Source organism: Pseudomarimonas salicorniae, assembly GCF_023156535.1.
GTDB classification, from domain to species: domain Bacteria; phylum Pseudomonadota; class Gammaproteobacteria; order Xanthomonadales; family Xanthomonadaceae; genus Pseudomarimonas; species Pseudomarimonas salicorniae.
The window spans coordinates 48,281-69,366 of the sequence record NZ_JALNMH010000009.1; the positions used below are offsets into that span (position 1 = coordinate 48,281).

The following is a 21,086-nucleotide window of genomic DNA, read 5'->3' on the forward strand; positions in this document are numbered from 1 at the left end:
TCGACCCTCCTTAGCCGCCCAGCAGCCAGCGCACGACGTTGGAGACGATCAAGTCGATCAGCCCGAGCAGCAGGCTGATGATGACCACCACCACGGCGATCACGCCGGTGGAACGCAAGGTTTCCTGGCGGGTCGGCCAGACCACCTTGCGCAATTCGAAGCGCGACTCGGAGAGGTACTCCGCTGCGGCGCGACCCTTGCTGGTGAAGGCGAAAACCGCCCCACCCAGCACCAGGCCGCCGGCGACCATCAGGCCACGCAGCGGGCCGGGCCATTCACTGAACCAGTAGAAGGCGACCACACCAGCCACCACCAGGGCCGCTGCGAGGACGTACTTCACCACGTCGACCGGCGACGATTCCGCTGATTGTTCGACCTTGACGTTCATCCGTGCCCGATTATCCGTCGACGCTGCGATGCGCGCCGGTGGCACGCCAGGAGGGACTCGAACCCCCAACCTGCGGTTTTGGAGACCGCTGCTCTGCCAATTGAGCTACTGGCGTGTTGTGCGATGTGCAAAACGGCGACGGTGGCTTTCGCCACCCTCGCCGGTCTGCCGCCCAGTTGCCGGCAGCGTCGCTGCCTTCACGGGCATTACCCGTTGAACACCGCGGCCCCAGAGAGACCGCGGCGAGCTTGCATTACTTGATGATCTTCGCCACGACGCCGGCGCCGACGGTACGGCCGCCTTCGCGAATCGCGAAGCGCAGACCCTCGTCCATCGCGATCGGCGCGATCAGCGACACCGCCATCTTGATGTTGTCGCCCGGCATCACCATCTCGACGCCTTCCGGCAGCTGCACAGCGCCGGTCACGTCGGTGGTGCGGAAGTAGAACTGCGGACGGTAACCCTTGAAGAACGGGGTGTGGCGGCCGCCCTCTTCCTTCGACAGCACGTACACCTCGGCCTCGAAGTCGGTGTGCGGGGTGATCGAACCCGGCTTGGCCAGCACCTGGCCACGCTCGACTTCGTCACGCTTGGTGCCGCGCAGCAGCAGACCGGCGTTGTCGCCCGCCTGACCCTGATCCAGCAGCTTGCGGAACATCTCGATGCCGGTGACCGTGGTCTTGGTCGTCGGACGGATACCGACGATTTCGATTTCGTCGCCCACCTTGATCACGCCACGCTCGATACGGCCGGTCACCACGGTGCCGCGGCCCGAGATCGAGAACACGTCCTCGACCGGCATCAGGAAGGTCTTGTCCACGTCGCGCTGCGGCTCAGGGATCCAGCTGTCCAGCGCTTCCACCAGCTTGATGATCGCGGGCACGCCGATGTCCGACTGGTCGCCTTCCAGCGCCAGACGCGCCGAACCGGCAATGATCGGGGTGTCGTCGCCCGGGAACTCGTACTTCGTCAGCAGCTCGCGGACTTCCATCTCCACCAGCTCCAGCAGCTCGGCGTCGTCCACCATGTCGGCCTTGTTCAGGAACACGACGATGTACGGCACGCCCACCTGGCGCGACAGCAGGATGTGCTCGCGGGTCTGCGGCATCGGGCCGTCAGCGGCCGAGCAGACCAGGATCGCGCCGTCCATCTGCGCCGCACCGGTGATCATGTTCTTCACGTAGTCGGCGTGCCCAGGGCAGTCGACGTGCGCGTAGTGACGGGTCGGCGACTCGTACTCGACGTGCGCGGTCGAGATCGTGATGCCGCGCGCCTTCTCTTCCGGCGCCGCGTCGATCGCGTCATAGGCCTTGAACTCACCGCCGAAACGCTCCGCGCCGATCTTCGTCAGCGCCGCCGTCAGCGTCGTCTTGCCGTGGTCGACGTGACCGATCGTGCCCACGTTCACGTGCGGCTTGGTGCGCTCGAACTTTGCCTTGGCCATTGCCTGAACCCTTTAACTGAACAGTGAAGTGAATAGGTGGTGCTCATGACTGGAATCGAACCAGCGACCTCTTCCTTACCAAGGAAGTGCTCTACCGACTGAGCTACATGAGCGAATTGTGTCGTGCCTTCAGACCGCAGCCCGGGGAGTCAATGGAGCGGGAGACGGGAATCGAACCCGCACCATCAGCTTGGAAGGCTGAGGTTCTACCATTGAACTACTCCCGCCCGGCGGGCGATCTGGTGGAGGGAGGTGGATTCGAACCACCGAAGGCGTGAGCCAGCAGATTTACAGTCTGCCCCCGTTGGCCGCTTGGGTATCCCTCCGCAACAGAGCCGCTTATTCTCATACGTTGAGAAAAGCTTGTCAACGCGATTTGCGGCTTTTTTTCGCCCCGGCCTGCCGGGGCCTCAGACGTTGAAGCGGAAGTGCAGGACGTCGCCCTCGCGAACCAGGTACTCCTTGCCCTCCAGGCGCAGCTTTCCGGCCTCCTTGCAGCCCGACTCGCCGCGGTACTTGAGGAAATCGTCGAAACCCATGGTTTCGGCACGGATGAAGCCACGCTCGAAGTCGGTATGGATGACCCCGGCGGCCTGCGGCGCGGTCGAGCCGCGGCGCACGGTCCAGGCACGGACCTCCTTCTCGCCGGCGGTGAAGTAGGTCTGCAGGCCGAGCAGCTTATAGGCGGCGCGGATCACCCGGTTCAGGCCCGGCTCCTCGAGACCCAGGTCGGCCAGGAAGGCCCCTTGGTCCTCGGGCTCCAGCTGGGCCAGCTCCTCCTCGATCGCGGCACAGACCGCGACCACCTCGGCGCCCTCGCCTTCCGCCCGGGCCTTGACCCGATCGAGGTGGGGGTTGTTCTCGAAGCCGTCCTCGCGGACGTTGGCCACGTACATCAGCGGCTTCAGGGTGAGCAGGAACAGCTCGCGGACCAGAACCCGATCCTCCGGGGACAGGCCCAGGGCGCGGGCCGGCCGACCCTCGTCGAGCCCAGCGCGCAGCCTGGAGAGCACTTCTCGGCGGGCGATGGCGTCCTTGTCACCCGCCTTGGCCGCCTTCTCGGCCCGGGCCAGTGCCTTCTCGACCGACTCGAGATCGGCCAGGCACAGCTCGGTGTCGATGGTCTCGATGTCGGCGATCGGGTCGACCTTGCCGGCCACGTGGACGATGTCGCCGTGCTCGAAACAGCGCACGACGTGGGTGATGGCGTCGACCTCGCGGATATGGGCGAGGAACTTGTTGCCCAGGCCCTCGCCCTTGGAGGCGCCGGCCACCAGGCCGGCGATATCGACGAACTCGACCGAGGTCGGGATGACCTTCTGCGGCTTGACGATGTCGGCCAGCTGCTGCAGGCGCTCATCCGGCACCGGCACCACGCCGACGTTCGGCTCGATGGTGCAGAACGGGAAGTTCGCCGCGGCGATGCCGGCCTTGGTCAGTGCGTTGAACAGGGTGGACTTGCCGACGTTGGGAAGACCGACGATGCCGCACTTGATGCCCATGGGATGACTCCGGTTGTTGCTTCTAGCAAGAGGGGGCGGGAGCAGACTCAGCTGCGGTCGACCGCGGTATGCAGGCGCTTCATGGCCTCGTTGAGACGGTCGCCAAGGACCAATGGCAGCACCGCCAGCGACTCGTCGATGGCGCGCAGCATGGCTGCCTCGTCGTCGCGGCCGGGACGGCCGAGCACCCAGCCGGTGACCCGGTCCTTGTGCCCGGGGTGGCCGATGCCCAGGCGCAGCCGGTGGAAGCGTCCGTGGCCGAGCAGGGCCATGATGTCGCGCAGGCCGTTCTGGCCGCCGTGCCCACCGTCGAATTTGAGTCGCGCGACGCCGGCAGGCAGGTCGAGGTCGTCATGGACGACGAGCATCTCGGCCGGCTCGATCTTCCAGTAGTTGAGCGCCGCCTGGACCGACTTGCCGCTGCGGTTCATGAACGTCGCCGGTTTCAGCAGGCGCAGGTCGTGGCCCGACTCGCGGACCCGCGCGGACTCGCCGAACAGCTTGGACTCGGCGCCGAAACGTTCCTGGTGACGACGGGCCAGCTCATCGACCAGCCAGAACCCGACGTTGTGCCGCTGCGGCGCATGTTCCGGACCCGGGTTGCCGAGGCCAACGATCAGACGAAGCACGGCGGATCCCCGCGACAGACGACATCGAGCGCATCACGGCAGCGACCCGCCGCGAGGCGGGCCGCTGCGCGCGGATGCGGCTTACTTGGCTTCCTCGCCCTCGCCCTCGGCGTCAGCCGCGGCGCCCTCTTCACCGTCGGAACCGCCGCGCTGCTGGCGGGCGATGACCACGGCGATGTCGTGCTCCTTGCCTTCCTTCATGTCGGGCAGGGTGACGCCGGCGGGCAGCTTGATCTGGGAGAGATGCACCACGTCGCCTTCCTTCAGCGAGGACAGGTCGACCTCGATGAACTCCGGCAGGTCCTTGGGCAGGCAGCTGACCTCGAGCTCGTTCAGCTCGTGGGTGATGACCACGCCCGAGGTCTTCCCGGCCGGCGACTTCTCCTGGTTCAGGAAGTGCAGCGGGATGCGGGTGTGGATGGCCTCGTTCTCGGAGACGCGCTGGAAGTCGAGGTGCAGGATCTGCGGCTTGAACGGGTGGCGCTGCAGGTCACGCAGCAGGACCTTCTGCACCGATCCGTCGATGCTCAGGTCGATGATGGCCGAGTAGAACCACTCGTGGGCCGAGGCCAGATAGACCGAGTTGTGCTCGAGCTGGATGCTCTGCGGGTCCTTGTGGGCACCGTAGACGATGGCCGGCACCGTGCCGGCGCGACGCAGGCGGCGGCTCGCACCCTTCCCTTCGTCCTTGCGGCTGGTGGCGGAAAGCTTGTGTTCGGTAGACATGATTGTTGCCTTTGCTTGGAATGACCCGCCTCGCGGCGGAAAGTCCTCGCCCGCGACCAGGCGAGGGGGTGAATGCCGGATTCGACATTCGGGACTCGGGATTCGCGGCCGCTGCCGGCGGCGGTGCCCAGGCGCTGGGCCGAATCCCGAATCCCGAACCCCGAATCGCCGGCCTCAGTCGACGTAAAGCGAGCTCACCGACTCGCCGAAGGCGATGCGGCGAACGGTCTCGGCCAGCAGTTCGGCGACGCTGAGCTGGCGGATCTTGCCGCAGTCGCGCGCTTCGCTGCCGAGCGGGATGGTGTCGGTGACCACCAGCTCATCCAGGGCCGAGTTGGACAGATTGCTGATCGCCGGGCCGGAAAGCACCGGATGGGTGCAGTAGGCGACGACCTTGCGGGCGCCGTGCTCCTTCAGCGCCGCGGCAGCCGCACACAGGGTGCCGGCGGTATCGACGATGTCGTCGACCAGGACGCAGTCCTTGCCCTCGACGTCGCCAATGATGTTCATGACGGTAGCCACATTGGCCTTCGGCCGGCGCTTGTCGATGATCGCCAGATCCGCGTCATCGAGGCGCTTGGCGACGGCCCGGGCGCGCACCACGCCGCCGACGTCGGGACTGACGACGATCAGCTTGTCGGTGCCGATGCTGCGCCAGATGTCGGCGAGCAGCAGCGGCGAGGCGTAGACGTTGTCGACCGGGATATCGAAGAAACCCTGGATCTGGTCGGCGTGCACGTCGACCGTCAGCACCCGGTCGGTGCCCACGGACGAGAACATCTTGGCCGCGACCTTGGCGGTGATCGGCACGCGGGCAGAGCGCGGCCGGCGATCCTGCCGGGCGTAGCCGAAATACGGCACCACTGCCGTGACACTGGAGGCCGAGGCGCGCTTCAGCGCGTCGATCAGCACCAGCAGCTCCATGAAGTTCTCGGCGGTCGGCGCGCAGGTCGGCTGGATCACGAAGACCTCCTGCCGGCGCACGTTCTCCTCGATCTCGACCTGAACCTCGCCGTCGGAAAAGCGACCGACCAGCGCCTTGCCGGGACGGATGCCCAACTCCCGGCACACCGCATGCGCCAGCGGGCGGTTGGCATTGCCGGAGAAGACCAGCAGACCATCGGTGTTGACCGTCATTGTCATTCCGCCCTGTTGCCAAAACGATGTGGGTGCCGGATGGCTGGGGCGGCAGGATTCGAACCTGCGAATGCCGGAATCAAAATCCGGTGCCTTACCACTTGGCGACGCCCCACCAATCCCGTCATTCGTGGCGCCTCATGCGCCGGCCGGCGCGGCGGACCGCTCCGCGCGCCATGCCTCGAGCCGATCGTGCAGCGGCGAGCGGTTCACGCCCTTCGCCACGATGCAGCGTCCAAACCTCGCCAAGTCGCCCGCCAGCGCCTCGGCCTGTTCCTTAGTATCGACCATCGCGAAGCAGCCACCACCGGTTCCGGTGAGTCCGCCGGCCGCCCGCGCCCTCAGCGCGTGGAGCAGTTCGGCGAGCAGCGGGCTACGCGCGCGGGCCGGCGCGTCGAACGCGTTACGGCCCACCAGATCGGATGCAAAGTCCGCCATTGTCAGGGGCGGCGCATTCCTTGTCAATTCAGGCGCTTGGAAGAGTTCAGCCGTCGACAGGTGGACCCCGGCGTCAACCAGCACGAACCAGCGCCCGGGCAGATCCAGCGGCCGCAGCGACTCACCCACGCCCTCGGCCCAGGCAGTGCGGCCGCGCACGAAGACCGGCACATCGGCGCCCAGCTGCACGGCAAGCTCTGCCAGCGCGTCCTCGCCAAGCTCACAGCCCCAGAGCGCGTTCAGGGCGCAGAGCACGGTGGCGGCGTCCGAACTGCCGCCGCCGAAGCCGCCGCCCTGGGGAATCCGCTTGTCGAGCGTGATATCGACGCCCACCGCGCAGCCGGTGGCGCGCTGCAGCAGGCGCGCCGAACGGACGCTGAGGTCATCCTCCTCGGCCACGCCGGGCGGCCCGCCGAGGCGCTGGATCCGCCCATCGGAGCGCGGGGCGAGGCTGATCGCATCGCCCCAGTCGAGCAACTGGAAGACCGTCTGCAACAGGTGATAGCCATCGTCGCGGCGCCCGGTGATCTGCAGGAACAGGTTCAGCTTGGCCGGCGCCGGCCAGGTCGAGGCCGACTCAGGGTGCATCGTCGAGCTGCCAGCTGCGCACCAGCAGACGCACGCGGCGATCGCCGGATTCGGCCTCGATCCGCCGCGGGAGGACGGGATCGACGCTGGTGTCCCAGCCGCGGTATTCGATTCGCCAACCGCCGTCGCGCAGGACCGCGGGCCGGCCCTCGGCGTCGAACTCGACCTCGGCCGACGGGCTGCCGCGCTGGCCGCGGACCCAGCGCGCCAAGAGGGCCAGAGGCACATCCCAGCCAACCGCGTCGCGGAGCAGGCGATCGGCGTCCGGGCCGCGCAGCGGTCCGCCCTCCAGACCCTCGATCAGGGCGCCACCGGGATCGGTTTCCAGCCGCCAGCCCTGGCCGCTGACCGGCGCCCTCAGGGTCAGCTCCTGGGCATCGTCGCGGCGACGCCAGACCAGCTGGCCGGAGCCGCCGTCCTCGCCATTGCGCACCGCGACCCGGCCTTCCAGCGACCAGTGCGCTGCAGCGTCGAGGCGCGCCTCCCGGCGCTGCTGGGCGGACAGCAGGGCATCCTCGGGCACCACGGGCCTGGGTGCCGGACGGCCACAGGCGACCAGCAGTACGGCGGCGATGCCAAGGGCCATCGCCCGCAGCCCCAACCGGGACCCGCTCATGGCTGGATCCCGTGCTGCTCGAGGCTGCGCTTCAGGGCCGGGTTGTCGGGATCGATCTCGCGACCGAGGCGCCAGATCGAACGGGCCTCTTCCTTCTTGCCCGAGGCCCATAGCGCCTCGCCGAGGTGGGCCGCCACCTCGGCATCGCGCTGCAATTCGAAGGCCCGGCGCAGGTGCGGCAGGGCTTCCTCGACCCGGCCCATGCGGAACAGCACCCAGCCCATCGAGTCGATGATCGCCGGATTGTCCGGCCGCAGAGCCAGGGCCTGGCGGATCAGTTCATGGGCCTCGGCCAGTCGCTCGGTCCGGTCGGCCAGGGTGTAGCCCAGCGCATTCAGCGCATCCGGGTTCTCCGGGTCCATGACCAGCATCAGGCGCAGGTCGGCCTCGGCGAGGTCGATCTTGTCCAGCCGTTCATAGGCCAAGGCGCGACCGTAGAGCAGGGCCGGCTCGTCCTCGAACACGGCCAGGCCACGGGCATAGGCGTCGACCGCCTGGGCGTGGCGCCCGTGCCGCTGCAGCAGCTGCGCTTCGAGGAGGTAGGCGTCGATCAGCAGACGCCCGTCGTCGGAGTCGCGCTGCTGCAGCTCACGCAGGACCCCCAGCGCGGTCTCGTGCTGGCCAAGATCGTCGGAGAGCAGGGCGATACGCAGCTGCGCCTCGCCGGCGCGCGGGCCATCCGGCAGCGACCGGTACCAGCCGAGCGCCGCCTCCTTCAGCTCGAGCAGTTCGGCCAGCTGACCAAGCAGGAAGCGATGTTCGGCATCGGGCTCCCCGCGCTCCGCCGCCGTCTGGACCTCGGCATAGAGCGCAGCCAGGCGCTCGCGGTCATCGGTGCGCGCAAGGAAGGCGGCGCGCGCGGCCCAGCTGGCTGCGTCCTGCTCACCGCCGGCAAGCGCCTCGGCGGCGGCCTCGTGCTCCCCCAGTGCGCCGAGCATGCCGGCCGCGGCAAGCCGCATCGGCTGGTCGAGGCCCGGCAGCGCAATCGCCTTCTCGATCGCCGCCCTCGCCTCCGCCGGCTTGTCCTGCTTGCGCAGCAGGTCCGCCTGCCACAGCCAGGCACGCGGCTGCTGCGCGTGGTGCTCGACGGCCAGGCCGCCGACCTTCGCGCGCAGGCCTTCAAGGGAGAGGCGGTCGGCCAGACCGCCAGCCGCCAACAGGGCGTCCAGGTTGTCGCGCACGGCCGGGTCCTTCAGCAGGCTCTGCAGCAAGGCAGGCACCAGCAGGCTGGTGCTGTCCGAGGCCATCGCCTGCAGAGCCCGTTTCCAGCCCTCGGGCCGCGCGAGGATGCGTCGCAGGGCGCGTTCGCCGGCCTTGGCGTCCGCCTCGCGCAGGGCAATCACCAGGGCGATCTGCTGGGCCGCCTCTTCGTCCGGGGCGAGCTCCAGCCAGCGTGCCAGCAGGCGGCTGGCCGCCTCAACGTCCTTGCTCATCAGGGCGAGCCGGGTGGCACGCTCGAGTAGCGCCGGGTCGCTGCTGTCCAGGGCGGCCTCGGCATAGCGGGAGGCGGCCTCGTCCGTTCGCCCTTCCTGCAGGGCGAACTCGCCGCGCAGCAGGGCCTCCAGAGGGTCGGTGGGGGCCTGGCCGGCGGCGGTTCCGGCGAGGGACAGGTAAACTAGGCCGAGGGCAGCCCAGCGCCCCGGCCCGGCCAGCCGCCGGCGGCCCTGTCCGCAGCGCGTTTGCTGGTGCGACATCTGGCTCCTCTTCACCCTTCGATTCACAGCGCGCTAGCTTACTGCATGCCCCTCATCGCTCTTGGTCTCAACCACTCGACCGCGCCCGTCGGGCTGCGCGAGCTGGTCGCCTTCGATGCCGAGGGCGGCAGCGCCGCGACGCGCGCCCTGGCCGCCCAGCCGGGCGTGCGCGAGGCCGCGGTGCTGTCGACCTGCAATCGCACCGAGCTTTACTGCAATGTCGAAGCGGGTCATGAGGCGGGGATTGCGGCCTGGCTGGCGGCGCACCACGGGCTCGGCGAGCAGGCCCTGCAGGCCTATCTGTACCGGCATCAGGACGAGGCCGCGGTGCGCCACCTCTTCCGCGTCGCCACGGGACTCGACTCGCTGGTGCTCGGCGAGCCGCAGATCCTGGGTCAGGTCAAGCAGGCCTGGCAGGCCGCGCGCGGTAGCGGCAGCCTGGACAGCGGACTTGATCGCCTGTTCCAGCATGCCTTCGCTGTGGCCAAGCGGGTTCGCACGGACACCCGGATCGGCGCCCACCCGGTGTCGGTGGCCTTCGCCGCGGTGCGGCTCACCCAGCAGGTCTTCGCTGAACTGGACACCGCCACCGTGCTGCTGGTCGGCGCCGGCGACACCATCGAACTGGCCGCGCGCCACCTGGCCGAGCACGACACCCAGCGCCTGCTGTTCGCCAACCGCACCCTGGCCCATGCCCAGGCGCTGGCCAGCCGCTTCGGCGGCTTCGCCCTGCCGCTGGCGGAGCTGACCCGGCACCTGCCGGAAGCGGATATCGTGTTCAGCGCCACCGCCTCACGCGAACCGGTGATCGGGATCCAGGCGGTCCGCGACGCGCTGCGCGAGCGACGTCACCGGCCCATGCTGTTCATGGATCTGGCCGTGCCCCGCGACGTGGAGCCGGAGGTCGGGCGTCTGGATGACGTCTACCTGTATACCGTGGACGACCTCGACCACGTGGTAGAGGAGGGACGCCGCTCGCGGCGCGAGGCCGCCGAGGAAGCCGAGGCGATCATCGAGCTGCAAGTCGAACACTTCATGGCCTGGTGGCGGGCCAGCGATCAGCACGAGGTGCTGAAGACCCTCCGCCAGCAGGCCGAAGCGCAACGCGACACGCTGCTGGAAAGGGCAATGGCGGCGCTGGCCGCGGGGCGTCCGGCGCAGCAGGTGGTCGAGCAGCTCGCCAACGCACTGACCAACAAGCTGCTGCATGCGCCCAGCAGCGCGCTTCGCCACGCTGCCCTGCGCGGGGATCTCGACCTCGTACGCAGTGCGCAGCGCTTGTTCGACCTTGAATCTCCTCTGGGCAGGGACGCCGATGACACCGGGCATTCGCCGTAAGCTGGAAGCGCTGGCCGAGCGCCACGAAGAGGTCGGCCGCCTGCTCGCCGACCCGGATGCCGCCGCCGATGCCGGTCGCTTCCGTACGCTCTCGCAGGAGTATTCGCGGCTGGAGCCGGTCGTGTCCGGACTGCGCGACTACGACGAGGCGCTGCGGGAGCTGGCCGCGGCCGAGGCCATGCGAGCCGACCCGGAAATGGCCGAGCTCGCCGACGCCGAGGTCGAGGCGCAGAGCGAGCGCCGCGACGCCCTTGAGCACGCGCTGCATCTACTGCTGATCCCGCAGGACCCGCGCGACGCCGCGAACCTCTATCTGGAGATCCGTGCCGGTACCGGCGGGGACGAGGCGGCGATCTTCGCCGGCGACCTGTTCCGCATGTACTCCCGCTATGCCGAACGCCAGCGCTGGCGGGTCGAGGTCGTCTCGGCCAATGAAGGCGAGCACGGCGGCTTCAAGGAGATCGTGGCCCGGGTCGAGGGAAGCGGCGCCTACTCGAGACTGAAGTTCGAATCGGGCACGCACCGGGTACAGCGAGTGCCGGCCACTGAATCGCAGGGACGCATCCACACCTCGGCGGCGACGGTGGCCATCCTGCCGGAGATGGAGGAAATCGAGGATATCGAGATCCGCGACGCCGACCTCAAGGTGGACACCTTCCGCGCCTCGGGCGCAGGTGGTCAGCACGTCAACAAGACCGACTCGGCGATCCGCATGACCCACCTGCCGAGCGGCATCGTGGTCGAGTGCCAGGACGAGCGCAGCCAGCACAAGAATCGGGCGCGCGCCCTGTCTCTGCTCAAGGCCAAGCTGCTTGATGAGCAGCGCAGCAAGCAGACCGCGGCGCAGGCGGAATCGCGCCGACTCCAGGTCGGCAGCGGCGACCGCAGCCAGCGCATCCGCACCTACAATTTTCCGCAGGGCCGGATCACCGACCATCGCGTCGAGGGCCTCACCCTGTATCGACTGCCGGAGATCCTCGAGGGCGACCTTGACGAGCTGGTCGATCGCCTCACCCGCGAGTACCAGGCCGACCAGCTGGCCGCCCTGGGCATGGGCTGAGCATCGTGCGCAAACGTTGGGTGTGGCCCGCGCGGACCTGGTCGGCTAGGCTTGAAGGCCACATTCCCGTTGCATGCGATGACTCGACCATTCCAACGATGGACCCGGGCACTCGGCCTGCTGGGCAGCCTGATCGGCGGCGAGTGCCTCGCGCAAACGATATGTGAAGCCGAACCGCCCGGCGTCTGTCGCTATGCCGCGCCGGATGGCGACGGCGATGGTTCGATCTCGGCACCGGCGAGCCTGGCCGATGCGCTGGCGCAGGCCCGAGCGGGCGACGTGGTCTATCTGCTGCAGGGCACCTACACCGAGATGGTCGAGAGCGGCGGCGTGCGCGCCGTACTCAACCTCGAGAAGCACGTGCCGCGCGCCCTGCCGCTACCGACCGCCGAGGCGCCGCTGATTATCAAGGGCTACCCCAGCCATCAGGTAGTCCTTCAGGGTGACTTCAGCGCCCCCTGCGTCGCCATCGATCGCCGCTCGCACTACCGCTTCGAGGACTTCGCCGTCCGCGACTGCCTGAACAACGGCATCCTGCTGGGGCTTGACATCCCCGGCAGCGACATCGTCTTCCGGAACCTCGAGATCAGTGGCGTCCGCTACGTCGACAACGCCGGCTTCCTGACCATCGCCGGCTACGCCGACGTGCTGGTCGAGGGGGTCGATTTCCACGACTACGAAACCCTCAATCCCAACGGGGTGAGCTACTTCCTCAAGCTGTTCCGGGCCCGCGATGTGACCATCCGTGGCAACCGCTTCCATGGCGAGGGTGGCGGCATCTACTACAAGCATGGCGAAGACAGTCCCGGCGCCGGCGGCCGTACACGCATCATCGGCAACCACTTCCACGATCTCAGCAGTGGGCGCGGTATCTCGCTCAACCAGAACCGCAGCGAAGTCATCGGCAATCTGCTCGAGGGCGCCGACATCGGCCTGCACTTCGAGGACGGCACGCGCAGTCCCTTCACGCTCGCTCCGCGCATCGCCTACAACACCCTGGTCGACAGCCGGATCAGCCTTAACGAAGGCAGCGCCAGCTACCTGCCGGGTAGCCAGCTCGGCGTGTTCGACGCGCGCCTCGAACGCAACCTGCTGGTGGCGTCCGACCTGCGCATCTGGCACTACGGCCCCGATAGCCAGCACCAGGCCGGGGTCGGACTGCAGAGCACCGACAACTGCTACCTGCGCAATGCCGATGACGCCTTCATCAGCTACTTCGGCGCCGGCGGCAGTTGGGGCGCGGCCGGAGGCACCTACCGCTTGGCCGACTGGCAGGCCGAGGGCTTCGATGCCGGCTCGCTGCGCAGCGGGGTGGCGCTGGACGCCGGATATCGCCCCCCTGCCGGCCATCCGTGCAAGGACATGGGACATCTGGCGCTCGCTCGCTGCCAGAGCGGCGAGGATGCCGCGCATTGCGATGGATTCGAATCGCGCTGAGCGTTCCTCTTTCCGACCGACGCAGCCGACGCGGTTCGGCCATAATCGGGCGACACCACGGCCCATCCTGCCGCCGAGCGCCCGGCGAGACGGATGTGCTTCCCAGGGAGCCCCATGAGCATCGAGATCCGCCGAGCCAGCCCGCCCGACCTCGACGCCTTGGCGCCGATGTTCGATGCCTACCGGCAGTTCTACGAACAGCGGGCAGACGCGGCCCGGGCGCGTGGCTTCATCGCGGCACGACTGGAGGCCGCCGACTCGGTGATCCTGCTGGCCCTGATCGACGGCCGCCCGGCCGGCTTTGCCCAGCTCTTCCCCTCGTTTTCCTCGGTCCGCACCGGCCTGCTGTGGATCCTCAATGACCTCTACGTGGCCGGCGACTGCCGCCAGCGCGGCGTGGGGCGCGCCCTGCTCTCGGCCTGCGTGGCGCATGGGGAGCAGACCGGAGCGGTCGGCCTGCAGCTGGAAACCCAGCGCACCAACAACGTTGCACAGGCGCTCTACGTCGAGCAGGGCTGGGAGATGGACGAGGAGTTCTGCAGCTTCCACTACCCTCTGGAAAACCATCGATGAGCGCACTCGACCAATCCGTGTCACTGGGAGCGGCGGTCCTGACCGTTTCGGACACCCGCAGCAGCGAGAACGACAGCTCCGGCGACTACCTTGCCGAGCGGCTGCAGGCGGCCGGACACACGCTGGTCGAGCGCACGCTGTGCCGGGATGACCGCTACCGCCTGCGCGCCACTGTCTCGGCCTGGATCGCCGACCCGCGCATCGACGTCGTATTGATCACCGGCGGCACCGGTTTCACCGGCCGCGACAGCACGCCGGAGGCGATCGCCCCCCTTCTCGACAAGGAGATGCCGGGCTTCGGTGAGCTGTTCCGCGCGGTGAGCTTCGAGGAGATCGGCACCTCCAGCCTGCAATCCCGGGCGTTCGCAGGCCTGGCCAATGCCACCTTCGTGTTCGCCCTGCCCGGCTCCACCTCGGCCTGCCGCACGGCCTGGACACGGCTTATCGCGGATCAGCTCGACGCCCGGACCCGCCCTTGCAATCTCGCCGCGCTGTCGCCGCGGCTGCGCGAATCCTAGGAGGACCCGATATGGCGAGGAAACAGGACAAACCGGCCAAGGCCGCCAGGGACAAACGCAAGGACAAGGCCGGCAAGAGCGCCGCGAAGGCCGGCGGAAAGCTGAAGAAGAAGGAATACGAGGCCCAGCTGGAGCCGATGCAGGTCGAACTCAACCGCCTGCATCGCTGGCTGCAGCACGCCGGCAAGCGCCTGCTGGTGCTGGTCGAGGGGCGCGACACCGCCGGCAAGGGCGGGGTGATCAGCGCCATCTCCGACTGCCTCAATCCGCGCAGCTGCCACGTGGTGGCCCTGCCCAAGCCCACCGAGCGCGAGCGCGGCCAGTGGTACTTCCAGCGCTACGTGCCCCACCTGCCGGCCGCCGGCGAGATCACCCTGTTCGACCGCAGCTGGTACAACCGTGCTGGGGTCGAGAAGGTGATGGGCTACTGCAGCGAGGCCGAGTACGAGGCCTTCCTGCGCCAGGTGCCGGTTTTCGAGCGCCTGCTGGTCGAGGACGGGATCCTGCTGTTCAAGTACTGGCTGTCGGTGGACCAGGACAGGCAGGAGGAGCGATTTGCCGAACGCGCGGCTGACCCGCTGAAGCGCTGGAAGCTCTCGCCGGTGGACCTGAAAGCCCGCGAGAAGTACCGCGAGTACGGCGAAGCCCGCGATGCCATGTTCCGGGCCACACACAGCGACTACGCGCCGTGGACGGTGGTCGACTTCAATGACCAGAAGCGCGGCCGCCTGGCGATGATCCGCCACCTGCTGGAACGTCTGCCCGACGTCAGCGTTCCGGAACCAGCGTTCGAGCTGCCGCCGCTCAAGGGCAAGCCGGGACGCGAGCAGTTTCGCGGCGGGGTGCGTCCGATCAACGCCTGACCAGGGCCAGGGCGGCGGCGCAGAGGGTGGCCCAAAGGGGCCAGGCGAGGTAACGCTGTTCGGCCGACGGCGTCAACGCGAACAGGGCCAGCACATAGGCCAGCGCCGACACCAGAAGGGCCCACTGCAGGGCCGGCAATAGACCGGGTCCACGCAGCTTCGCCAGCACAAGCATCAGCAGGCCGAGCAGCCAGGCTGGACCTGGGGCGAACACGCCAAGCTGCTTGCCGCGTTCGATCAGGCCGCGGGCGGACTGGTGCAGCGATGCCCGCCAGCCCTGCGGAGCGCTGGCCTCGAAGAACTCCGGCGAGTCGACCATGTAGCGCAGGTCGCCCTGCCGGTGGGCGCCGAACAGGCGACGGAAGACGGTCCAGCGGTGGGCGAGCCAGCCTGCCGGATCGCCGGCGACGGCGCCGACCCAGGCCTCCAGCAGGGCATGGCGCGAGGCCGCGTCGAAGCGCTCCATGGTCGGGTTGCGCACCCCGCTCGGGGTGTCGCCGAACAGGGGCACCGCGGTATTCGGACTGTAGGCAGCTCGCAGCTCCTCGACGTCCAGGCCCGGGCCATGGAAGCCCTCGGGCAGTAGCACCCTGTCGGCGCGCAGGGACAGGGCCTGCAGGTCCCAGAGCGGAGTCACCGCCCAGACGCTCACCGGCTGCTGCACGACCCATCCGGCGCCGGCGCGCGCGGTGGCAATGGCGGCAAGCAGCAGGGCCACCATCAGCAGCCGCCAGCGCAGCGACCGACCCCGACTGAGCCAGATAACGATGAGCAGCGCCAGCGGCAGGGCCGCGAGCAGGGCGTTCTGGCGGATCCAGGTCGACCAGAGCACCAGCAGCAGGGCGCCGAGGAAGGCGAGCAGGCGGGCCCTCGGCCGCTCCGCGGTGGCGCCGCCCAGCAGCAGGGCGCTGGCCATCGCGAGCACCGCGAGCAGGTGCAGATCGGTCCACAGGTGCGGCAGCAGGGGCAGCAGCGGCAGGGCCAGCGGCAGCAGCAACCAGTGCCGCGCGCGCGCCCGCAGCCGCAGGAGGATCCAACCGCTCGAGGCCCACAAGACCACCGCATTCAAGGCAAACAATGCGCCGCCGTGCCCGCCCAGGGCGTGGGAAACCGCCAGCAGGAGCGCATTGGCGGGCGGCGAGACATCGGTGATCGGTCCGTGCAGACCCTGGTCCAGCTGGCTGCGCACATCGAAGCTGACATAGCCCGGCCAGAAGAAGAGCAGATGCAGGGCGAGGCCCAGCGCGCAGCAGGCCAGAAGGCCGAGGGAATGGATGGAGGTGGGCGATGCGGGAGCGGGTCGCGGCTGGAGACCGACGGCGGGCTGTAGAGGCATGAACAGCAGCGTACACTGGGGGCACGCGTCATAGCCCCTCCCGGCGAACTGCCCGCCGTCTGCCGAGGCCGATTGAACAGCGACCCCACCCTTCCGCTGAGCAACACCGTCGCAGGCCGCGGCCGGCGCCCGCCGCGGGCAAGGCGCAGCAGCCTGATCACCGCGCTGGTGTCCGGCCTCCTGGCCGTGGCCGCCCTGCCCTTTGCCCTGGCCACCTACCAGATCCTGCTTGCCCGGGACAGTCTGGTCGACCAGACCCAGCTGACCCACCTGATCGCCGCCCGGGCCTCGGCCGACCGCTTTGCCACCGTGCGAGGCCGACTCTCTGGCGCGGTGCGCGCCGCGGCGCAGAATCCGTTTCTATTCGAATCCCCACAGTCGGCCGAGGCCGGAGAGGTGCTCAGCGGCATGCTGGTCGGGGACACCCAGATCCTTGCCGCGGCGACCATCTATCGCAACGAGGACGGCGAGGACGTGCTGGTGCAGTTGGCCCGGCGGCCCGAGGCCGAGGCGATCGAGCCCGCCCAACTGCAGGCGCTGACCGGCGAGGTACTCTTCGTCGAACTGGCCGGCATGCGACTGCTGGGCCGCGCCGAAGCGACCGAGCGGCCCGGTCTGCGGGTGGCCATGTTCAGCTCGGCCTCCGGGCTCGAGGCCCTCCTCGACGCTCAGGAGCTGGGCACCTCCGCCGAGTTGCTCCTCGTCGATGGTGACCGGCCGCATCCCCTCTCCGGCAGCGGCGAGCTGCCGCCCCGACTGCAGGCGGCGCTGGCCCGACCCGAGGTGGTCGCCGACGCCTTCACCCAGGAAGGCGCCAACGGCCGGGAGATCAACGCCTTTGCCCGCGTCCCCGGAAGCCGGTGGGCCGTGGTCTCGCGGCAACCGGCCGACGAAGCCGAGGTGGCCGCAGCTTCGATGCGCCGCGGCGCGATCTTCGCAGCCGGCGTCGTCCTGCTGATGGTCGCCGCACTCGCCCTGCTCGCCTGGCGTCGAGTGGTCAAACCGGTGCGGGCCCTGCTCGAATGGCAGCACAGCCAGGTGCCTGGTGAACGCGCCGAGGGCGGCGACCTGGCCCAGCTGCAGACCGCGTTCGCGCAGATCCAGCGCATGCAGCGCAACCGCGAGGCCATCAGCGAGGTCTTCCTGGGCCGCTACAAGCTACTCAGCACCCTCGGCCAGGGCGCAATGGGCTCGGTCTTCCTCGCCTGGGACCCCCGGCTCAAGCGCCATGTCGCGATCAAGACCATCCACCTCGACGCCCTCGATGCAGCGCTGCAGGAGGCGCTGGCCAGGACCCTCGAGAATGAGGCGGTGGCAGTGGCCAACCTGCAGCATCCGAACATCGTCGGCGTCTACGACCTGATCGCCGCCGGCCAGTTTGCCTTCGTCGTCATGGAGTACATCGAAGGCGGCAACCTGCGTGCGGTGGTCAGCCGCAATGGCGCGCTCGAGCCTGGCGAGGTGGTGCACATCGGCCAGTCGATGCTGCGCGCCCTGGATGCCGCGCACCGGGCTGGACTGCTGCACCTCGACATCAAACCGGGCAACGTCCTGGTGCCGCCGCGCGGCGAACTGAAGCTGGCCGACTTCGGCGTCGCCGCCTGGCGCTCGGAGGTTCCCGATCTGGTCCACCGCGGGGGCCTCTCAGGCACGCCCGGTTTCATCGCCCCGGAGTATGTCGCCGGTCAGCCACCGAGCGAGCGTTCTGATCTCTACGCGCTGGGCCGGCTGCTGCTGGAGTGCCTGACCGGTATCCCGCAGCACCTTCCGGGGGCGCATACCAACGACCTGCGACGCGAGGCAGGCAAGCCGGTCGAGTTCACCGAGCGGCTGCTGACCGAGCAGCCGGCACTGTGTGAGCAGATCCGTCTGCTCTGCAGCGAACGGCCGGAGCAGCGACCGGCCAGCGCCGAAGCCGCGCTTGTGGCCTGGGAGTCCCTTGAACTCGGCGACGGCCCCGAGCGCCTTGCCGAGCGTGCCGAGGAGCTGGCAGAACCCCTGGACCTCGCGGGCGAGGTTGAAATCCAGGACCGGGTCGACTACGGCGGCATCGATCCCGAGGCCAGCACCCGCGGTCCGCGCCAGACTAGCGCCGGGACCACCCGTCCCGCGCCCGGCGACGGCGCCGGCACCACGCGCCCGCCGCCCGATCCGGAGGCGACCCGGCCGCCTCCGGTGTACGATCCCGACCAGACCCGACCGCCGCCCTCGCGATGAGCCTCCCGCTTTCCGCTGCCGCGCTTTCGATGTCGCTGCTGTTCACAGCAGCCCAGGTCCCGCCGGGCGAGTCGCTGGAGGGCACACTGGAACTTTCCACGGACCCGGCCCTGCGTTATGGACTCGACGGCGCGCCGCCGGGACCCGCGGGCCGCATCCCCGCAGCGCCTTCCGCCCCCGGGCCGCATCATCTGGTCGTCTACGGCGAGGACGGGCTGCCCGCCCGCTGGCTGCGCTTCGAGGTCATCGGCCAACCGGAGGCGGTGCCCACTCTGGCGCTCTCGGTCGACAGCGCCGGCCCGACGCTCGAGGTTCATGTCGAGGGAGACGTCGAGCGTGAGGGGCGGCGCTATGCGGGAGGAGGCACCCGCCTTCGCGTCGAAGGCGCCGATCCCAGCGGGCTCGGCGGCGACCTCGCCCTGCTTCTGGACGGCGCGCCCCTCGCCGATCCCGCGCAGCCGTCGTGGCCGGATGGCGATCGCCAGATCACCTTGCTGGCCCGCGGAAGCGATGCGCTGGGCAACCTGGCCGAATCCGAGCCCCTCCATCTGCAGCTCGACCGCAGTTCGCCGCGGTTGGCCGCGGCCCGCGCCGAGCCGGTGGAAGGCGTGGCCGCCGACATCGTCGCCCCGGGCGAGCGGGTACGCCTGCAACTGGAGGACACGGGCGTCGGCCTCGACAGCCTGGAGCTTGGCGGCACGACGCTCGCGCTTGAGGGCGCACCGACGGCCAGCCTGACCCTCGAGCCCGGCGCCGACGACCGCTATCGGCTTCGCGACCGGCTCGGCAACGAGTCCCGCGGCAGCCTGCCGCTCCGCCTCGACAGCGAAGGACCACGACTGGTCCTGGTCAGCGATGGTCACGCCCAAGCGGTCACCAACAAGGCACGCCTGCCTCGCTCCGAGCGGCTCGAACTGGTTGCCGAGGACGCGCTCGCCGGCGTTGATCGCGCCTGCGTCAAGCTGTCGATCTGGTACCGCGACTGCCGCCCGCTTCCGATCACCCTGGTCGGCATCGACCCCGGCCGGTATCGGGTGGTGTTCCGCGCCACGGATCGCCTTGGCCACCGTGCCCGCGAGCGCTACTACATCGAGGTGCTGCCGTGAGGCCGCTTGTCGCGGCGCTGCTGCTGGCCTGCGCGCCATTGGCCGCCCAGCCGACCTATCGCGACAAGGTGGAACCTTATGTGGTGAAACCCGGCGACACGATCAGCCAGATCACCCAACGCATGCTCGGCGACTCGACCTTCTGGGAAGACAACTGGAAGCTCAATCCGCAGGTCCGCGATCCGGACAAGTTGCGCATCGGCCAGGTGCTTCAGATCATCACCGAACGCAAGGTCATCGCCGAGTCGGCGCGGGTGGTCGAGGCGGTCAACCGGACCGAGAAGTTGCTCCGTGCCAGCGAATGGGAGCGTGCCGCGGTTGGCGACGAACTCGGTTCGGGCCATGGCCTGCGTACCCGCCAGAGTTCGACAGCCGAGCTGCGTTTCAACGCCGAGAGCAGCCTCAGGCTGGGCGAGTATTCGCAGGTGTTCCTGGCCCGCAAGAGCACCAGCCTGCGCGGCGTGGACCGTGGGCAGGTGACCGTTCAGCGCGGCGCGGTGGATCTGGTCTTCGAGCCGCTCAAGCGGCCGCGTACCGAGATCGAACTGGTCGCCGGCCCGGCCAGCGCGCGACCCAGCCTGGAGGCTGGCAAGAAGGCCGAGATCCGGGCCGGCGCGGCCGAGGACGGCGGCGCGAGGGTCATGGTCTACCGGGGACAGAGCGCGGTGAGCGCCGCCGGGACCGAGGTGGCGGTGGCCGAAGGCATGGGTACCGCGGTGCCCGAATCCGGCCCACCGGCACGGCCCGAGAAGCTCCTCGCCGCGCCCGGGATCAGCGAGCCGGCCCTGCGCTGGAACTACAGCAATGGCCTGCTCCGCTGGCAGCCGGTCGAGGGCGCCGCCGCCTACCGCCTCGAGGTCTGCGCCGATGCCGCCTGCCGCACCTTGCTGCAGACCGCCCGGGTGGATACCGGCGCTAGCCAGCATCAGGTCGATCCGCTTCCTGTCGGCAGCCATGTCTGGCGCGTTCTGGCGATCAGCGCAAGCGGTCTCGATGGCTACACCAGCCCGACGGCCGCGCTTGAGGTCACCGACGGCCGACCTGACCTTGCCGGCCCCATGCTCGCCCTGGTGCCGGTGTCGGGCTTCGTGCAGGGCGTGGATGGCGCCACCCGGCTAGGCCCGGGCGCAAGGCTGCGGGTCGAAGGCCACGACGAGCAGAGCGGCCTGCAGCGCATCGAGCTGCACCACGAGGGGCGCAGCCAAACGATTCAGCCCGGCACCGTGCTCGACCTCGCCGCCCTGCAGGCCGGCGCGCGGCTGGTCAGTCTCGACATGCTCGGCAACCGCAGCGAACAGCAGATCCGGATCGACACCGCAGAGTGAACGCGGCTCGGTGGACGCATCCCGGGGGCGGCTATGGGCGCAAAGAAGACATTCATAGGGTGCGGCTTGCCGCACCGGGCATACCGTCCGAACGCCCGTATCTTTGCGCCAAGTAACTTCGCTGACGCCCAACGAAGCCCGACTATGGGAG

General features: G+C 69.1%; 19 protein-coding genes and 5 tRNA genes. 9 read left to right on the forward strand and 15 right to left on the reverse strand.

Going from position 1 to position 21,086, the window contains the following annotated elements; genetic code table 11:
• Positions 1–10: 10 nt before the first annotated feature.
• From secE to M0G41_RS11495, 14 genes are all read right to left on the reverse strand, one after another.
• On the reverse strand, positions 11–388 hold the full coding sequence (gene secE, locus M0G41_RS11430; protein WP_248209333.1) for a preprotein translocase subunit SecE: 378 nt from the start codon (positions 386–388) through the stop codon (positions 11–13).
• A 39-nt stretch (positions 389–427) separates the two neighbouring features.
• Positions 428–503, reverse strand: a tRNA-Trp gene (locus M0G41_RS11435).
• Between the two features lie 138 nt (positions 504–641).
• Positions 642–1,832 (reverse strand): elongation factor Tu, encoded by a 1,191-nt coding sequence (tuf, locus tag M0G41_RS11440; RefSeq protein WP_248209322.1) that lies wholly within the window; start codon positions 1,830–1,832, stop codon positions 642–644.
• A gap of 37 nt (positions 1,833–1,869) precedes the next feature.
• Positions 1,870–1,945: transfer RNA gene (locus tag M0G41_RS11445), tRNA-Thr, on the reverse strand.
• Between the two features lie 40 nt (positions 1,946–1,985).
• A tRNA-Gly gene (locus tag M0G41_RS11450) sits at positions 1,986–2,059 on the reverse strand.
• Positions 2,060–2,072: 13 nt separating this feature from the next.
• Positions 2,073–2,158: transfer RNA gene (locus M0G41_RS11455), tRNA-Tyr, on the reverse strand.
• 84 nt (positions 2,159–2,242) lie between these two features.
• Positions 2,243–3,334 carry a redox-regulated ATPase YchF gene (ychF, locus tag M0G41_RS11460; RefSeq protein ID WP_248209334.1) on the reverse strand — a complete coding sequence of 364 codons (1,092 nt, stop codon included), beginning with the start codon at positions 3,332–3,334 and terminating at the stop codon, positions 2,243–2,245.
• A gap of 47 nt (positions 3,335–3,381) precedes the next feature.
• A complete protein-coding gene (gene pth / locus M0G41_RS11465) occupies positions 3,382–3,981 on the reverse strand; it encodes an aminoacyl-tRNA hydrolase (protein ID WP_248209652.1) in 600 nt (199 codons plus the stop codon).
• A gap of 63 nt (positions 3,982–4,044) precedes the next feature.
• A complete protein-coding gene (locus tag M0G41_RS11470; RefSeq protein ID WP_248209335.1) occupies positions 4,045–4,689 on the reverse strand; it encodes a 50S ribosomal protein L25/general stress protein Ctc in 645 nt (214 codons plus the stop codon).
• A 174-nt stretch (positions 4,690–4,863) separates the two neighbouring features.
• The gene (locus M0G41_RS11475) at positions 4,864–5,826 is read right to left on the reverse strand and encodes a ribose-phosphate diphosphokinase (protein WP_248209336.1); all 963 of its coding nucleotides are present in this window, start codon (positions 5,824–5,826) and stop codon (positions 4,864–4,866) included.
• 40 nt (positions 5,827–5,866) lie between these two features.
• Positions 5,867–5,941, reverse strand: a tRNA-Gln gene (locus M0G41_RS11480).
• Positions 5,942–5,964: 23 nt separating this feature from the next.
• Positions 5,965–6,852, reverse strand: a complete 888-nt coding sequence (ispE, locus tag M0G41_RS11485) for a 4-(cytidine 5'-diphospho)-2-C-methyl-D-erythritol kinase (protein ID WP_248209337.1) — start codon at positions 6,850–6,852, stop codon at positions 5,965–5,967.
• Entirely contained in the window at positions 6,842–7,468 is a 627-nt protein-coding gene (gene lolB / locus M0G41_RS11490; protein WP_248209338.1) for a lipoprotein insertase outer membrane protein LolB, read from the reverse strand. The genes ispE and lolB overlap by 11 nt, the downstream gene beginning before the upstream one ends.
• The gene (locus tag M0G41_RS11495; RefSeq protein WP_248209339.1) at positions 7,465–9,162 is read right to left on the reverse strand and encodes a tetratricopeptide repeat protein; all 1,698 of its coding nucleotides are present in this window, start codon (positions 9,160–9,162) and stop codon (positions 7,465–7,467) included. The genes lolB and M0G41_RS11495 overlap by 4 nt, the downstream gene beginning before the upstream one ends.
• Before the next feature lie 45 nt (positions 9,163–9,207).
• Here M0G41_RS11495 and hemA point away from each other — a divergent pair, with 45 nt between their 5' ends.
• The 6 genes from hemA to ppk2 all read left to right on the forward strand — a co-directional run bounded on the left by hemA (position 9,208) and on the right by ppk2 (position 14,951).
• Complete coding sequence (hemA, locus tag M0G41_RS11500) at positions 9,208–10,500, forward strand: glutamyl-tRNA reductase (RefSeq protein WP_248209340.1); 1,293 nt, start codon at positions 9,208–9,210, stop codon at positions 10,498–10,500.
• Positions 10,478–11,560: a peptide chain release factor 1 gene (gene prfA, locus M0G41_RS11505; protein WP_248209341.1), complete on the forward strand. Its 1,083-nt coding sequence runs from the start codon at positions 10,478–10,480 to the stop codon at positions 11,558–11,560. The genes hemA and prfA overlap by 23 nt, the downstream gene beginning before the upstream one ends.
• A 78-nt stretch (positions 11,561–11,638) precedes the next feature.
• Complete coding sequence (locus M0G41_RS11510; RefSeq protein WP_248209342.1) at positions 11,639–12,997, forward strand: right-handed parallel beta-helix repeat-containing protein; 1,359 nt, start codon at positions 11,639–11,641, stop codon at positions 12,995–12,997.
• 114 nt (positions 12,998–13,111) lie between these two features.
• Positions 13,112–13,570: a GNAT family N-acetyltransferase gene (locus tag M0G41_RS11515; protein ID WP_248209343.1), complete on the forward strand. Its 459-nt coding sequence runs from the start codon at positions 13,112–13,114 to the stop codon at positions 13,568–13,570.
• A complete protein-coding gene (moaB, locus tag M0G41_RS11520; RefSeq protein WP_248209344.1) occupies positions 13,567–14,088 on the forward strand; it encodes a molybdenum cofactor biosynthesis protein B in 522 nt (173 codons plus the stop codon). The genes M0G41_RS11515 and moaB overlap by 4 nt, the downstream gene beginning before the upstream one ends.
• 11 nt (positions 14,089–14,099) lie before the next feature.
• Positions 14,100–14,951: a polyphosphate kinase 2 gene (gene ppk2, locus M0G41_RS11525; protein ID WP_282452880.1), complete on the forward strand. Its 852-nt coding sequence runs from the start codon at positions 14,100–14,102 to the stop codon at positions 14,949–14,951.
• Here the strand turns inward: ppk2 and M0G41_RS11530 are convergent.
• Positions 14,941–16,287, reverse strand: coding sequence for a hypothetical protein (locus tag M0G41_RS11530; protein WP_248209345.1), 1,347 nt, complete (start codon positions 16,285–16,287; stop codon positions 14,941–14,943). The two genes, ppk2 and M0G41_RS11530, sit on opposite strands and share 11 nt — an antisense overlap.
• 72 nt (positions 16,288–16,359) lie before the next feature.
• Between M0G41_RS11530 and M0G41_RS11535 the strand changes: the two genes are divergently transcribed.
• The 3 genes from M0G41_RS11535 to M0G41_RS11545 are packed head-to-tail and all read left to right on the forward strand — an operon-like array spanning position 16,360 to position 20,935.
• Positions 16,360–18,504: a serine/threonine-protein kinase gene (locus M0G41_RS11535; RefSeq protein WP_248209346.1), complete on the forward strand. Its 2,145-nt coding sequence runs from the start codon at positions 16,360–16,362 to the stop codon at positions 18,502–18,504.
• The gene (locus M0G41_RS11540; protein WP_248209347.1) at positions 18,501–19,610 is read left to right on the forward strand and encodes a hypothetical protein; all 1,110 of its coding nucleotides are present in this window, start codon (positions 18,501–18,503) and stop codon (positions 19,608–19,610) included. The genes M0G41_RS11535 and M0G41_RS11540 overlap by 4 nt, the downstream gene beginning before the upstream one ends.
• The gene (locus tag M0G41_RS11545) at positions 19,607–20,935 is read left to right on the forward strand and encodes a LysM peptidoglycan-binding domain-containing protein (RefSeq protein WP_248209348.1); all 1,329 of its coding nucleotides are present in this window, start codon (positions 19,607–19,609) and stop codon (positions 20,933–20,935) included. The genes M0G41_RS11540 and M0G41_RS11545 overlap by 4 nt, the downstream gene beginning before the upstream one ends.
• The last annotated feature ends 151 nt before the right edge of the window (positions 20,936–21,086 follow it).

Coding starts and splice junctions, on each gene's coding strand:
- ychF (WP_248209334.1), bottom strand. CDS start 3,334: ATGGGCATCAAGTGCGGCATCGTCGGTCTTCCCAACGTCGGCAAGTCC.
- secE (WP_248209333.1), bottom strand. CDS start 388: ATGAACGTCAAGGTCGAACAATCAGCGGAATCGTCGCCGGTCGACGTG.
- tuf (WP_248209322.1), bottom strand. CDS start 1,832: ATGGCCAAGGCAAAGTTCGAGCGCACCAAGCCGCACGTGAACGTGGGC.
- prfA (WP_248209341.1), top strand. CDS start 10,478: ATGACACCGGGCATTCGCCGTAAGCTGGAAGCGCTGGCCGAGCGCCAC.
- M0G41_RS11530 (WP_248209345.1), bottom strand. CDS start 16,287: ATGCCTCTACAGCCCGCCGTCGGTCTCCAGCCGCGACCCGCTCCCGCA.
- M0G41_RS11470 (WP_248209335.1), bottom strand. CDS start 4,689: ATGTCTACCGAACACAAGCTTTCCGCCACCAGCCGCAAGGACGAAGGG.
- ppk2 (WP_282452880.1), top strand. CDS start 14,100: ATGGCGAGGAAACAGGACAAACCGGCCAAGGCCGCCAGGGACAAACGC.
- M0G41_RS11515 (WP_248209343.1), top strand. CDS start 13,112: ATGAGCATCGAGATCCGCCGAGCCAGCCCGCCCGACCTCGACGCCTTG.
- ispE (WP_248209337.1), bottom strand. CDS start 6,852: ATGCACCCTGAGTCGGCCTCGACCTGGCCGGCGCCGGCCAAGCTGAAC.
- M0G41_RS11495 (WP_248209339.1), bottom strand. CDS start 9,162: ATGTCGCACCAGCAAACGCGCTGCGGACAGGGCCGCCGGCGGCTGGCC.
- M0G41_RS11475 (WP_248209336.1), bottom strand. CDS start 5,826: ATGACGGTCAACACCGATGGTCTGCTGGTCTTCTCCGGCAATGCCAAC.
- moaB (WP_248209344.1), top strand. CDS start 13,567: ATGAGCGCACTCGACCAATCCGTGTCACTGGGAGCGGCGGTCCTGACC.
- M0G41_RS11540 (WP_248209347.1), top strand. CDS start 18,501: ATGAGCCTCCCGCTTTCCGCTGCCGCGCTTTCGATGTCGCTGCTGTTC.
- hemA (WP_248209340.1), top strand. CDS start 9,208: ATGCCCCTCATCGCTCTTGGTCTCAACCACTCGACCGCGCCCGTCGGG.
- M0G41_RS11510 (WP_248209342.1), top strand. CDS start 11,639: ATGACTCGACCATTCCAACGATGGACCCGGGCACTCGGCCTGCTGGGC.
- lolB (WP_248209338.1), bottom strand. CDS start 7,468: ATGAGCGGGTCCCGGTTGGGGCTGCGGGCGATGGCCCTTGGCATCGCC.